The sequence below is a fragment of the Mycobacterium sp. NPDC050041 genome, assembly GCF_049541695.1.
In the GTDB taxonomy this organism is placed as follows: domain Bacteria; phylum Actinomycetota; class Actinomycetes; order Mycobacteriales; family Mycobacteriaceae; genus Mycobacterium.
In genome coordinates, this window is record NZ_JBMVDG010000006.1 from 100,351 (window position 1) to 113,389 (window position 13,039).

General features: G+C 70.7%; 13 protein-coding genes. 5 read left to right on the plus strand and 8 right to left on the minus strand.

Annotation, left to right across the window (positions count from 1 at the left end):
- Nucleotides 1-2: 2 nt before the first annotated feature.
- From ACPCHZ_RS19365 to bfr, 4 genes are all read right to left on the minus strand, one after another.
- Entirely contained in the window at nucleotides 3-1,364 is a 1,362-nt protein-coding gene (locus ACPCHZ_RS19365) for a glutamine synthetase (RefSeq protein WP_423486212.1), read from the minus strand.
- Nucleotides 1,365-1,431: 67 nt separating this feature from the next.
- Complete coding sequence (locus ACPCHZ_RS19370; RefSeq protein ID WP_423486213.1) at nucleotides 1,432-1,914, minus strand: carboxymuconolactone decarboxylase family protein; 483 nt, start codon at nucleotides 1,912-1,914, stop codon at nucleotides 1,432-1,434.
- 41 nt (nucleotides 1,915-1,955) lie between these two features.
- Nucleotides 1,956-4,028, minus strand: a complete 2,073-nt coding sequence (locus tag ACPCHZ_RS19375; RefSeq protein ID WP_423486214.1) for an MDR family MFS transporter — start codon at nucleotides 4,026-4,028, stop codon at nucleotides 1,956-1,958.
- A gap of 151 nt (nucleotides 4,029-4,179) precedes the next feature.
- The gene (gene bfr / locus ACPCHZ_RS19380; RefSeq protein ID WP_364983795.1) at nucleotides 4,180-4,671 is read right to left on the minus strand and encodes a bacterioferritin; all 492 of its coding nucleotides are present in this window, start codon (nucleotides 4,669-4,671) and stop codon (nucleotides 4,180-4,182) included.
- Nucleotides 4,672-4,912: 241 nt separating this feature from the next.
- Between bfr and ACPCHZ_RS19385 the strand changes: the two genes are divergently transcribed.
- A complete protein-coding gene (locus ACPCHZ_RS19385; RefSeq protein ID WP_423486215.1) occupies nucleotides 4,913-5,551 on the plus strand; it encodes a fatty-acid--CoA ligase in 639 nt (212 codons plus the stop codon).
- Between the two features lie 4 nt (nucleotides 5,552-5,555).
- Nucleotides 5,556-5,747 (plus strand): (2Fe-2S)-binding protein, encoded by a 192-nt coding sequence (locus ACPCHZ_RS19390; protein WP_423486216.1) that lies wholly within the window; start codon nucleotides 5,556-5,558, stop codon nucleotides 5,745-5,747.
- A gap of 1 nt (nucleotide 5,748) precedes the next feature.
- Here the strand turns inward: ACPCHZ_RS19390 and ACPCHZ_RS19395 are convergent, their stop codons facing one another.
- Nucleotides 5,749-6,513, minus strand: coding sequence for an enoyl-CoA hydratase/isomerase family protein (locus ACPCHZ_RS19395; RefSeq protein WP_423486217.1), 765 nt, complete (start codon nucleotides 6,511-6,513; stop codon nucleotides 5,749-5,751).
- A gap of 39 nt (nucleotides 6,514-6,552) precedes the next feature.
- The gene (locus tag ACPCHZ_RS19400; RefSeq protein ID WP_423486218.1) at nucleotides 6,553-7,260 is read right to left on the minus strand and encodes a hypothetical protein; all 708 of its coding nucleotides are present in this window, start codon (nucleotides 7,258-7,260) and stop codon (nucleotides 6,553-6,555) included.
- An 81-nt stretch (nucleotides 7,261-7,341) separates the two neighbouring features.
- Between ACPCHZ_RS19400 and ACPCHZ_RS19405 the strand changes: the two genes are divergently transcribed.
- Complete coding sequence (locus ACPCHZ_RS19405; RefSeq protein WP_423486219.1) at nucleotides 7,342-9,342, plus strand: FUSC family protein; 2,001 nt, start codon at nucleotides 7,342-7,344, stop codon at nucleotides 9,340-9,342.
- Between the two features lie 3 nt (nucleotides 9,343-9,345).
- Here ACPCHZ_RS19405 and ACPCHZ_RS19410 read toward each other — a convergent pair whose 3' ends face one another.
- Nucleotides 9,346-9,975 carry a PaaI family thioesterase gene (locus ACPCHZ_RS19410; RefSeq protein ID WP_423486220.1) on the minus strand — a complete coding sequence of 210 codons (630 nt, stop codon included), beginning with the start codon at nucleotides 9,973-9,975 and terminating at the stop codon, nucleotides 9,346-9,348.
- Nucleotides 9,976-10,108: 133 nt separating this feature from the next.
- Between ACPCHZ_RS19410 and ACPCHZ_RS19415 the strand changes: the two genes are divergently transcribed.
- A complete protein-coding gene (locus tag ACPCHZ_RS19415; protein ID WP_423486221.1) occupies nucleotides 10,109-11,623 on the plus strand; it encodes an FAD-dependent oxidoreductase in 1,515 nt (504 codons plus the stop codon).
- Nucleotides 11,624-11,633: 10 nt separating this feature from the next.
- Here the strand turns inward: ACPCHZ_RS19415 and ACPCHZ_RS19420 are convergent, their stop codons facing one another.
- Nucleotides 11,634-12,275: a DUF5701 family protein gene (locus ACPCHZ_RS19420; RefSeq protein ID WP_423486222.1), complete on the minus strand. Its 642-nt coding sequence runs from the start codon at nucleotides 12,273-12,275 to the stop codon at nucleotides 11,634-11,636.
- Between the two features lie 49 nt (nucleotides 12,276-12,324).
- On the opposite strand from ACPCHZ_RS19420, the gene ACPCHZ_RS19425 reads away from it, so the two are divergent.
- Entirely contained in the window at nucleotides 12,325-13,005 is a 681-nt protein-coding gene (locus ACPCHZ_RS19425; RefSeq protein WP_423486223.1) for a GntR family transcriptional regulator, read from the plus strand.
- Nucleotides 13,006-13,039 lie beyond the last annotated feature (34 nt).

Genomic DNA, 13,039 nt, shown 5'->3' on the forward strand with positions numbered 1-13,039 from the left:
ACCTAGACGCTCCACGCCATCCGGAACTTGTCGCACAGTTCCTCGGGTGCCAGGTCGCCGAAGTTCTGCTGCTCGTAGCGCCGGACCGCCAGCACGGAGTCGACCACCTCGTCGCCGAGGATGCCGCGCAGCAGCGCCGACCGGTCCAGCCGGTCGAGTGCGACGTGTTGCTCGGCGGCCAGCAGCACGGTGCCGTCGCGGTCGCGTTGCTCCTCGCTGAGTGTCGCGGGGTCGACGGTCGTCTCGGTCGGCAACGCCAGGCCACGCTCGATGCCGTCGAGTGCCAGTCCGAGGATGGCGGCGGAGGCCAGATAGGGGTTGGCCGACGGGTCGATCACCTTGACCTCGACGTTGCCGCCGTGCGGGTTGCCCGGTCCCCCGGCGAGGAAACGCACTGCGGCTTCCCGGTTCTCGGTGCCCCAGCAGACGTAGGCGCCCGACCAGTGGCCGGGTTGCACGCGCAGGCCGGACAGCACGGAACCGCAGAGCGTCGCCTGCGCATCGGGCAGGCCGGCGACCAGGCCCGCGACGGCGGATTCCCCCGCCGGTGTCATCCCGTGCGCGCCGGTCCCGCCGGAGAACACCGGTGACTCGCCCTCGCGCAGCGAGAAGTGTTGGTGGGCGCCGGATCCCACACTGTCGGCGAACGGCACCGGCGACAGGCTGACCCGCAGCCCGTACCGGCGGGCCACCCGGCCGACGATGATCCGCATCAGCACCAGGTGGTCGGCGGCGGCGACGGGTGACTGCGGGGCGAGCGAGATCTCGAACTGGTTCGGGCCGTACTCGGCGTGGAACTGTTCGATGGCCACCCCGGATCCGGTGGCCGCCTCGGTGACGTCACGGACGAACCCCTCGTACTCGAGCACGCCTGCCAACCCGTACTGCGCCCAGGAGTGCGCCGGCAGCCGGGCGCCGTCGGGCCCGACCAGAAGGAACTCCAGTTCGTGTCCGACCGCCGCGGACAGCCCCGCGTCTTCCAGCCGCTGTTCGACGCGGCGCAGCGCACCCCTGGTGCAGTAGGGATCGGGCGCGCCGTCCTGATCGAAGAACGCCCCCGGGGCCCAGGCGAGTCCGTCGCCGAGGATGCGCAACGCGCCGAGGTCGATGCGGATCCGCTGATCGCCGACGGGACCGATGGCGTCACTGACCGCGATGCCGACCTGGTCGATGGTGAAGGCGTGCCAGACGGGGCTGGCGCCGAGGCCCGGGTCTGCGAAGGCGCCCATCCTGCGCAGCGGCACCGTCTTGGCGTGCGTCAGGCCTGCGGGATTGACGACGGTGCCGATCAGGGTGGCGACTCCGTCGGACTCGAGCTGGGCGATGGCCGCTGCGGCCAGCGGTTTGGCTGCCATGCCCGTCATTGTGCATGGCGCGGGTGCACCACGGCGGCCGGAACTGCGCCGCGGTCAGATCTTCGGCGAGCGCCTGCTACAGGGTGATCCGGCAGGACTGGCCGATGTCGAGGGTCCGCAGCACGCGGCCCATCCCCAGCCACATGGCGCACGAGATCGCGAGGTCGGTGATCAGATCGCCGTCGAAGTGCTCGCCTGCCCGCTGCCAGAAGTCCTCGTCGTCGCGCAGGCCGGTGTGGTCGGTGACGAACCGGTGGGCGAACTCGGCGGCGATCCGTTCGGCCGGGCTGTAGCCGGGCCACGTCCGCCACTCCGACGCGTGGGTGTAGAGGTCCTCATCGACGCCTGCGGCGGCGCCGTCGGAGTCGCGGGTGTTCAGGCAGACAACGCACTCGTTCGAGTCGGCGATGACGATCCGCGCCAGTTCGCGCACGCGCAGCGGCAACCGGCCCTTGGCGTAGACCGCCTGGGCGAAGTTCGCCATCGCCGAGCCGAGGTCGGGTGACCGGACCGCGAAGGCGGTGACGTCATCGTCGGCGAAATCTCCGATTCGGCTCATGGACGGATCGTACGGCGCATCGGCCGGAATTGGAACGCGTTCTAGTTTGTCGGCGCCGCGGGTCCGGCCGGGACGAGTTCGGCGGGCTCGTCACCCCACTCGCGCTGCACCAGCATGCGGTGCGCGATGCGCTCCAGCGCGGCCTCGACCTGCAGCCGGTCGGGCCGTCCCTCGAACGTCGGGGACTGCGCCAGCTTGTCGACGATGAGGCTGACGAGCGCGGCGGAGGCGGCGTCGACCTGTCGCGCGCCGCGCTGGGTCAGCCACAGCCGGTTGCCCGTCCGCAAGGCGTATCCCGTGTCGACGAGCCGGCCGAAGATCGGTTCGATCACCTCGCACGGGATGCGCAGCCGGTCGGCGATCGTGGTCAGCTCGGCGGTGCCGAAGGCCTGGTTGTGCCGGTAGATCTGCAGCAGCGCCCACAGCCGGGCGACGTCCAGTTCACAGCCCTGGCAGCCGGCGACGTTGCGCAGCCGGATGTCGGGAGAGTTGCGCATCAGCCTGCCGATGGTGCTCTCCAGCAGCTTCTCGGGTGTCTCGGTGCTGGGCATGCCGAAGCCCTCGCCGAGATCGACCGCGACGCCGGTCTCCATCTCGCGCAGTGGCACCTCCTTGAGCAGCAGCGCGACGAAGAAACCGACCAATGCCACCGGTGAGGCGCACAGGAAGACCAGCCCCAGCGAATCCGCGTACGCCGTGACGATCGGCGCCGCCTGCTGCGCCGTCAGCGCGTGCAGCGCCTGCGGCGACTCGGCGGCGGCGGGCGGCGCTCCGCTGGCCGCGATGGCCGCGACGATGCGGTCGTCGAGGAAGTTGGCGAACAGCGAGCCGAAGATGGCCGCGCCGAACGAGCTGCCGATGGTGCGGAAGAACGTGACGCCCGAGGTCGCGACGCCGAGGTCGTCGAACGCCGAGGTGTTCTGCACGGTCAGCACGAGCACCTGCATGCACAGCCCGATGCCGGTGCCGAGCACGAACAGGTAGAGCGACTGCAGCAGCAGCGGTGTGGCGGCGTCCATCCGGGACAGCAGCACGAAGGCCACCGCCATCACGGCGGTGCCGACGACGGGGAAGATCTTGTACCTGCCGGTGCGGCTCACGAGGATGCCGCTGCCGGTCGACGTGATCAGCAGGCCGGCCACCATCGGCAGTGTCCGCAGACCCGATTCGGTGGCCGACACCCCGTCGACGAACTGCATGAAGGTCGGGAGGAACGTCAGCGCCCCGAGCATCGCGAAACCCACGATGAACGACAGCACGCAGCACACCGTGAAGACGGGACTCGCGAACAGGCGCATCGGCAGGATCGGCTCTGCGGCCCGCCTCTCCGCCCACACGAAGGCGGCCAGCGCGACGGCCGAGCCGGCGAACAATCCGATGATGACCGGTGACGACCAGGCGTACTCGCCGCCGCCCCAGCTGGTGGCCAGCGTCAGGCCGGAGGCCCCGAGGCCGACCAGGACGATGCCGGCGTAGTCGATCGCCGGCCGCGCGCCGCGGGCCAGGGCCGGGATGGCGGTGGCGGCGACGATGAGCACGACGATGGCGACCGGCACGTTGATCCAGAAGGCCCACCGCCACGTGAGGTGGTCGGTGAAGAATCCGCCGAGCAGCGGTCCCACCACCGTCGTCACGCCGAACACGGCACCGAGGGCGCCCTGGTAGCGGCCGCGGTCGCGCAACGGGATGACCTCGCCGATCAGCGCGGTCGCGGTGACCATGATGGCGCCGCCGCCGATGCCCTGCAGCGCACGGGAGGCGACGAGCATCGTCATCGACTCCGACAGCCCGCACAGCACCGAGCCGCCGAGGAAGAACAGGATCGCGGCCTGGAACACCAGCTTGCGACCGAACAGGTCGCCGAGCTTGCCGACGATCGCCGTGGCGATCGTCGACGCCAGCAGATAGCTCGTGACCACCCAGGACTGGTGCCCGGCGCCGCCGAGATCCGCCACCACGGTGGGCAGGGCGGTGGCGACGATGGTCTGGTCCAGGGCCGCCAGCAGCATCCCGAGCAGCACGGCGACGAAAACCAGGTTCCGGCGCCGGGCGCCGAGCATCACGCTGCGGTCCTCGGGATCTGCAGCCGTCGTGGTCGCGGTGGTGGTCGTCATACCTGCCTTTCTCGCCGCCTGACGCCTTATCGTTAGCTAGGCTAGAAAAGTTACGGCCGACGCAGATCAGCCGCAGGACGGGGCTTCCCGTTCCTGCGGCCGGCTACCCGGACAATCCGGTGTGAGATGTGGCGGGCGGCGCCGCCGGTGGCTACTCGGCCGTGCTGCCCGGCGGGCGGGACACGCACTGCGCCGCGTACAGCTGCTCCCCGAGCCTGTCCATCAGCTGCAGTTGGGTCTCGAGGTAGTCGATGTGCTTCTCCTCGTCGGCGAGGATGTACTCGAAGAGGTTGGCGGTGGTGTGGTCTTCCTTCTCCCGGCACAGTGTGATCCCCGGCTTGAGCCGGGCCATCACCTCGTACTCGACGGCCAGGTCGGCCTCGAATTGTTCGCGCAGCGTCTGCCCGACGCGCAGCGAGAACAGTCGCTGGTAATTCGGCAACCCGTCGAGAATGAGAATTCGATCGGTGATCGACTCGGCGTGCCGCATTTCTTCGAACGATTCGGCCCGGGTGTGCGCAGCCAATTCTGTGAAGCCCCAGTTGTCCTGCATCTTGGAATGCAGGAAATACTGATTGATTGCTGTCAATTCGCTCGTCAACTGCTCGTTGAGCAATTTGAGGACTTCGGCATCGCCTTGCATGTTCGCTCCTAAACACCTTGAGGGCCGATCAACGTGTCGCCATCTGCGTCGCGCCTTCAATCTAGTGCAGAAGTCGCCGGATCGGCACGTCATTACGCCTGTCTGGGGCGTGTTTTCGACCGATTCGGCGTCGTTCGGAAGACAGGCTCACCTTCCAGGCGGGGGCTCTCTGGACTGCCTGTCCTAACTAAGGTTAGACTGCGCTAACGCGTCGGCCGGTATCTCGGACAGGTGGAAATCAATGGGTGAGTACGACCTCCACTCGCTCATTCTCGCGTGCGATTTCAGGGTCGACGACGTCGATCGAATGTGGCGCTGGCTACAGAAACACGAATCCGGCCTGGATACGATCGGCGCACACCACGTCGTTCTCTACAGGTCGATTTGGGAGCCCGGCCGTGTGTTGGTGACGATCGGTCTGCGCAACCCCCTGTCGATGCGCGAGTTATTGCGATCTCCGACCATTTTCGAATGGTTCGACATCTCCGGGGTCGAGGACATCCCGCCGATCTTCGGCGGTGAGGTGGTCGAGAAGATCGACCTGTGCGGGCCGACCTCGGAGGAACACGTCGGCCGCACCGTCGTCGGCGTCATGTCCTCGGTCGACGACGTGCCGGCCCTGATGGTCAAGATCCACGAGGGACTCGACCGGTTCAAGCGTGGCGGTGTCCGCAAGATCTGGGTGTACCGGGCGCTGGACGACGGGCAGGAAGTGATGATCCTGCAGGAGATCCAGGACGAGGCCAGCGCGCGGCACTGGATCGAGCATCCCGACGCCGCGGCGGAGTGGATGTCGCACGCCGGCCTCGGCGCGTATCCCACCCAGTTCGTCGGGCGTTTCGCGGGCCTGATGAGCATCGACGGCGGAACGAACGGGTGAGCTGATGTTCGTCTGCCTGTGCCTCGGCGTCACCAGTCATGTGGTGGACGACGTGGTGGCCGCGGGGGCGACGACGACCAAGCAGGTCGCCGAGGCCTGCGGCGCGGGCAGCGACTGCGGCCGGTGCCGGCGCACGCTGCGCGCGATCATCGCCGCGCACCAGGTCAACGACTCCGCGACCCCGGCGGGACGCTGACCTACTCCCCCTGGTCGCGCCGGTCGGCGAAGGCTGCCAGCGCCTCGGAGTTGGCGACGGAGCCCAGCAGTTCGGCGAACTGGTCGTACTCCCGGGCGATCGCGTCACGGACCGCCGCCCGGGTGGGCTCCACCATGGTGTGCTTGACCGCCATCAGGCTCGTCAGCGGGCGCGACGCGAGCAACTCGGCGTGCCTGCGCGCCTCCGCCAGCAGCTCCTCGGGCTCGCACACCCGCCACGCCACGCCCATCCGCTGCGCCTCGGCGGCGTCGATCCACTCCGAGGACAACAGGATCCACGCCGCGTTCTGCCTGCCGACCAACTGCGGCAGCAGGTAGGACGACGCCGCCTCCGGCGCCACACCCAGGCTGGTGAACGGGCACTTCAGCCGCGCCGCGCTCGAGATGAAGACCAGATCGGCATAGCCGAGGATGGTGGTGCCGATGCCGACGGCCAGGCCGTTGACCGCACACACCAGTGGCTTGCGCAGGGTGAGCAACGCCTCCATCATTCCCGGGAAGCCGTGCTCGCCCGACTGGAAGTCCGGATCGGTGACCCGGGCGGCCATCTCGTTCAGATCGTTGCCTGCACTGAACGCCCGGCCCGCCCCGGTCAGCAGCACCACCGACACCTGCGGGTCCGCGTCGGCCTCGCGCAACGCGATCGTGGTCGCATCGTAGAGGGCCTCGTTGAACGCGTTGAGTGACGCCGGCCGGTCGAGGGTGAGCGTGCGGACCGCGCCGTCATCACTGATCTGCAGTGTCACGGCGAGCAGAGTACGCAACCGCGCCGTGGGCGGGTGCGCTCAGGTGGTCGCTGCGAACGCCGTGCGGAACACGTAGCGACTGGTGGGCACGGTGTCGACCGCGCGATCGGCGCCGAATCTCCCGGTGCTGGTGAGCATCCGCCGCATCCGGTCACCGAGATCGGCGTCGTCCGCGGCGCCGAAGAAGGCGTGCAGGTCGGACACCGCCTCCAGCGGGAAGGTCTCCTCGACCAGCGCGGCGATCTCCGGCGCGTCCGGCGTCAGGGCCCGCACCACCGTGTTCTGCACGTAACCGGACGTGGCCTGGGTGGCCAGCGCGACGGGCGTGTGGTCGACGTGCCAGCGGGTCAGCCAGGTCGCCTGGTCGAGATCGGCCGGACGGCGCAGCAGTGCCACGTTGACCAGTCCGGCCGCCCGCTCACCCGGCGCGGGCGTCGGCGGCGCCAGCGGCACGGACTCGGTGACCAGATACGCCGCCGCCTCGGCGCACTCGTGCGACAGGCGCTCGAGGACCGCGCCCAGCTGGCCGCCGTAATACTGCTGCGTCCAGACACTGACCACGGCCATCACCGGAGGATCCATGGTGGTCAACGTCATCAGCGAATCCCGGACCACCGCGTCGCGCACCTGCACCGCCAGCCCGGGCACGCCCGTGTCCAGGAGCTCCGCTGAGACCTCGCCGCGCAGCCGCTCACACCACGTCTCGTCGACCTGATCGGACCGCAGCGTGATCATGACCTTCTCCACGAGGGTGAAACCTACATTTCGTTGCCGAACCGAGGTCGCGCCCTGCCGCGCGACGCGCCGCCCACGGGTGAGAATGGGCGGGTGCATCTTCGGTCGCTGACGCTCGAGCGGGCGGCGCCCACTTGGCCGCTCGACCTCGGTGCGGTGCTGCGAAGCCTGGCCGGTGTGCTGCTGGTGGCCGCTGTCGCGCTGCGGTTCGGCGCGCTCGGGGCGGCCACCGCGGCGGCCGGAGCGGCCGCGATCGCCGGCGGCACCGCACTTCAGGACGAGCCGCGCGGTCCCGGAGCGCGGGTCGTACTCGTCTCGCTCGCGATGGGCGTCGCGGTCGGCCTCGGCGGCCTGACGTCCGGGATACCGGTCGTGTTCGTCGCCCTCGTCGCCGTGTGGTGCTGGCTCGCCGGGCTGATGTGGACGTTCAGCGCGAACACCGGCCTGCTCGCCACGGCGACGGCGGTGCTGCTGGTCGTCGCGCCGCCCAGCCTCCCGGTGGACGCGGCGGTGGCGGCCGGCCTGGCCGTGGCGGGCGGCCTGGTGCAGGCGGTGTTGATCGCCGTCCGGCCGCGACGGCGGTGGCGGACGCAGCGGGCGGCGTCGCAGCGGGCGTACCGCTCTCTCGGTGAGAACTGCCGCGCGCTGTCCGAGGACGCAGGCGCACGCGTCGACCCGGCGCCGTTGCGGCATCTGCGCGACGCCTTCACGCTGTCGGACTATCAGGCGCGGCGCCGCCCGCTGGCGTATCGGCAGTGGTACGGGTTGCCCGAGCGCATCGCGGCGGCGGTCACGGCGGCGGCGAAGGCCGCCGACCCCGCCGTCCGGAGCCGCCTGCTGGCTGCGGCCGCCGACACCCTGCAGGCGATCGCCGTGCGCGACCGTGACGACGCCGTGCACGCCGTGGCGGCCGTTCTCGCCGCCGCCGACATGGCCGTCGGACCCGAACGGGCGGTGGCGCAACGCCTCGTGTCGTCACTGCGCGAGGCCGTCGCCGTGCAGTTCAGCGAGATCGCCTCCACGCCGTCGGACCTGCGCCGGCTGACCCGCGCCGACGTCGAGGCGGCGGCGCGCACCCGGATCAGGGCGGTGCGCGGCCAGCTCGACCGGACCTCGTCGATCCTGCGGCACGCGATCCGGCTGGGCGCCGCCGCGGCGGCCGGGACGGCATTCGCGCGCTGGGCCGAGTTCCCGCACGGGCACTGGGTCGCACTCACGGTGCTGCTGGTGCTGCGTCCGGAGACGGCGCACACGTACACGCGGTGCGGGGGCCGCATCGCCGGGGTCCTCGCCGGCGTCGGCGTCGCGTCGGTGGTCACGGTGATGTGGCACCCGACGGGTCTGGTGGCGGCGGCGCTGGCCGTGCTCTGCCTCGGTCTCACCTACGTGATGTCGACGTACGGATACATCGCCGTGAGCGCGGGGCTGGCGGCCTCGATCGTGTTCCTGGTGGACGTCTCGGCCGTCGCGGGCGCCGCAGCGCTCACCGACCGGTTGGCCGCGGTACTGGTCGGCGGCGCGTTCGCCGTGCTGGGTCACGTGCTGCTGCCCGACGACGGCCTGGTCCGGCTGCGGCAACGGGCCGGCGAGCTGTTGCGGGCCGAGGTCGACTACGCGGCCGCGGTGATCCGGGCCTTCGTGCACGACGTCGACCGGCCCGCGGATGCGGTGTCGGCCGCGTGGCAGCGGGCCTTCCGGTCGCGCGCGGCGTTCGAGGCGGCATGTGGGACCACCCGTGTCGCGGCACGCGAACTGCGGTTGTGGCTGCGCACGTACCGGTCGGCGCTCAACGCCGTCACCGCGTCGTGTACCGCGCTGGAGAACAACCTTCCCGGTCAGCTGCCCGCTGCGATGACCATCGAATTCGTCACCGTCGTCGACGATTACGTCGACGTGCTGCGCGGCGGGTTCCCGGATCCGACGGCGGCGTGGACGGTCGACGGCGAGGCGCTCGCCGCTGCCTACGCGAAGGTCCGCGAGGTGGCCGCGACGTTGCCGTCCGATCTCGCGGCGGCCCGGGTCCTGGTCGCCGAGATCGGCGTGATCACCGCGCAACTCGCCCGGTTGTCCGAGGGCGACAAGGCGCTGCCCTGAGGCTCAGCCGCGCGCCCACCGCGGCAGGATGAACACGCCTTCGGCCTCCGCGGTGACACCGTCCGCGTCGGCGATGTGGCCGACGGCGTAGGCCTTGATGCCGTCGATCCGTGACACCCTGCCCTCGGCGCGCAGCGGCCCGAGCGGGGTGGCGCGCCGGTACCGGACGCTGATGGTGCCGGTGAAGCGCGGGCTCTCCGGATCGTTGGCGGCAACCTCGCCGAGCACGTGGTCGAGCACCATCGCCACGACGCCGCCGTGCACGTGTCCGGGCGGCCCTTCGTAGGCCGCGCCCAGGTGGAAGTCGGTCCGGACCGCACCGGTGTCGTCCCTGTCGATCACCAACGGCGGTGCGACGGGGTTGCGGACGCCGATCACCGGGTTTCCCCACGGCATCCGGTCACCGTGCGAGGTGATCCGGACGCCGAACGCGCCGTCGACCTGGTTCGATCGCAGCAGCGCGGTGGCGGCGTCGATCTGGGCGCGCGCCGTGGCCACCGCATCCGCGTCCACCTCGGTGCGGATGGTGGCGTCGACGAGTTCGCGCACCGAGTCGGCGAGCGCGCCGTAGGTGGCCCGCATCTGCGCCACGTCGTCGGGGGTGAGGTGCTCGACGTGGGTGAAGCGCGGCATCCCAGCACTAGAACACGTTCTCGTCGTCGGTGTCGAGTCGCGGGCCGAGCGGGCAAGTCATCGACTGTTGACTTGATCACCCACTGCGGCCTACGGTTGAAGTCATCGCCTGTTGACATGAGGAGTGGTGGACATGAACGATCCGACAGTGCTGATCGTCGGCGCCGGCCCGACCGGGCTCGCCGCCGCCATGGAATTGTCCCGGCTCGGGGTCGACGTGCGGATCGTCGACAGGGCCGTCGTGCCGTCGGCCACGTCGCGGGCACTGGGCATCCAGGCCAGAACCGTCGAACTGCTGCGCTCCCGCGGGGTGGGCGACGAACTGCTGCGACTCGGGAACCGGGCGAGGGCCACCGCGCTGTACGCGAGAGGCGGCAAGCTCGCGGAGATCGAATTGCACCGGATGGCAAGCGATTTCAACTACGTCCTGCTGCTCGACCAGTCCGAGACCGAACGCGTGATGACCGAACAGCTCGGCCGGCAGGGCTGCAAGGTCGAGCGAGGCGTCGAGGTGACGGCGCTGCACCAGCACGACGACTCCGTCGCCGTGCACCTGCGGACAGGCGAGGGGCGGGCCGAGATCGTGCGGCCCGGCTACGTCATCGCCGCGGACGGCGCCCACAGCGTCATCCGCAAGGCGACCGGAGTGGCCTTCGAGGGCAGGCAGCTGTCCCACTCCTACGTGCTCGGGGACCTGTCGCTCACCGGCGAGGTGCCCGAGGACCAACTGTCGATCTTCCTGGGTCGACGCGGATTCCTCGCCGTGTTCCCGATGGGCGCCGGCCGCTTCCGGTTCATGGCCACCGACCCCGACGGGCTCACCGGCGACGCCGCGGATCCGACCCTGGCCGGCATCCAGCAGCTCTACGACCGCACGGCGGCCATCCCGGCGCGGCTGGTGGGGCTGCGGTGGAGTTCCCGCTTCCGGATCAACAGCAGGCACGCCGCCCATCTGCGCGCGGGGCGGGTGTTCCTCGGCGGCGACGCCGCCCACGTGCACAGCCCGGCGGGCGGCCAGGGGATGAACGCAGGCATCCAGGACATGGTCAACCTGTCCTGGAAACTGGCACTCGTGCTGGCCGGCCGGGCGCGGCCCGAACTCCTCGACACCTACGAGTCCGACCGGTTACCCGTCATCCGTGACCTCGTCACCATGACCGAACGCGCCACTGCCGCGTTCAACTCCACCAGTCCGCTGGCACACGCGGCGCTCACCCGGTTGGCGCCGCTGGTGCTCGGACGAACTCAGGTGCAGCGCAAGGCTGCCGACCGGCTCGGCCAGCTGAGCGCCGGCTACCGAGGGGCGCCGCTCAGTGCCGACGGCGGCCGCATCGGCGACCTGCGCGCCGGCGACCGGATCCCCGACGCCGCCGTGGTGACCGCCGGCGGTGAGCACCGGCGCCTGCACGACCTGATCGACCTGGCGGGCCCGACGCTGTTCGTCTTCGCCGACGACGAACACCTGCACGCCGGCCGGTCGGCCGCCGTGACCTTGCGGCGGCTCGCCTCGGCCCCCACCATCACCGGCGATCCCGCCGCCTGGCTACTGGTCCGCCCGGACGGCTACCTCGCCGCGGCGGGCACAGCGACCGATGCCGACCGGCTGCACCGCTGGGTGAAACGCTGGTTGACTCCCGGCCCGCACTGACCGAACCCGATCAGAGCGCCGATCGCCCTGTCGCAGAAGCGAATCCGAGCCAGGTGTGCCGGTTGCCCGCCCAGCACCAGCCGACCTTGGGGGCTTCGCGACGCCCCGGTCCGTCACGTCCGGTGCCATTGCTGATCCACAGCGCCGGGGTGCGCGCGTCGAGCTTTCCGTCCGGCTTGCGCCGCCGGGAGCCGACGGTCATGAAGCAGCGGCCACGCTGCAGAGCGTCGGGCTGCTGGATCAGCCAGTGCAGTCCCTCGGCCAGGGTCAGCGGTGTGCGGCCGGCCGCCTCGATCGCCGGGAGCGCCTCGTCCGGACTCCAGTTCGCCATCTCGTCACCGCGGTCGACATCACGCACCACGTACAGCGGTCCGTCGGGCGGAGTCGCCGTGGGCAGCGGCACGAACTCGTCGACGTCGGCCATGTCGGTGACCACGAAACCGGCCTTGTCGTGCCTGCGGAGCAGCGGGGCCAGCGCCGAGGGCGGCAGTCTCACCGGGTCGACCGCGAGCAGGACGCCGTCGCCGCCTGCGCGTTCGGCCGCCTCGCGCAGTGCGTCCGCGGGCAGGCCGGCCAGCTCGTGCACCCCGACGGCAATGAGTCGTTCGGCCTGGACGCGGGGATGCGGAAGGGTCGCGGTGAGAGTCGGCATGGGCGCACAACGAAGCGGACCCGGCGGCGAGTTCCTACCATTGACCGCCATGGCCGCACCCCGGGTCGACGCGTCGCGCCACGCGCTGCCGCCGACACTCGTCGACGTCGCGGGTGAGCGGCTGCGCGACGCCATCCTCAGCGGCGCGCTGCGGCCGGGAGAGAAGCTCGTCGAGGAGCGGCTCTGCACGGAGTTCGGGATCAGCCGGGCGCCGCTGCGCGAGGCGCTGCGCCTGCTCGCCCAGCAGGGTCTCGTCGAGCAGATGCCGCGGCGCGGATCCCGGGTCGTCGACTGCTCCGCCGCCGACATCAGGGCCCTGTTCGCGCTGCGTCATGTGCTGGAATGCCACGCGATCGACACCGCACTGCCCCGGCCGGACCTCGAGTCGGCCCTGGCTCCCGTCCGGGCGGCACTCGACGACATGCAGTCGGCCGCCGACGAGTTGACCCGTGACGACGCCCATCGCCGGTTCCACGCCACCGTGACGGGGCTGGCCGGGAACCGTCAGCTGGACCTGACGATGGCGCCGATCCTGCTCAAGCTGCAGCTGCCGATGGCGCGGAACCTGCGCACCGAGGCGCGGCACACCGCCGGCGACGGCATCGCGCGCCACCGGGCGATCCTGACCGCGCTGCAGACCAACGATCCGGCGGTCGTCGTCGCCGCCCTGGCCGACCACGGACATCTCAGGTTCATCGACCTTCCCGACGACCTCCCCGACGAGCGCTAACACGATCGACACACCAGCGACCCGTATCCGCCAT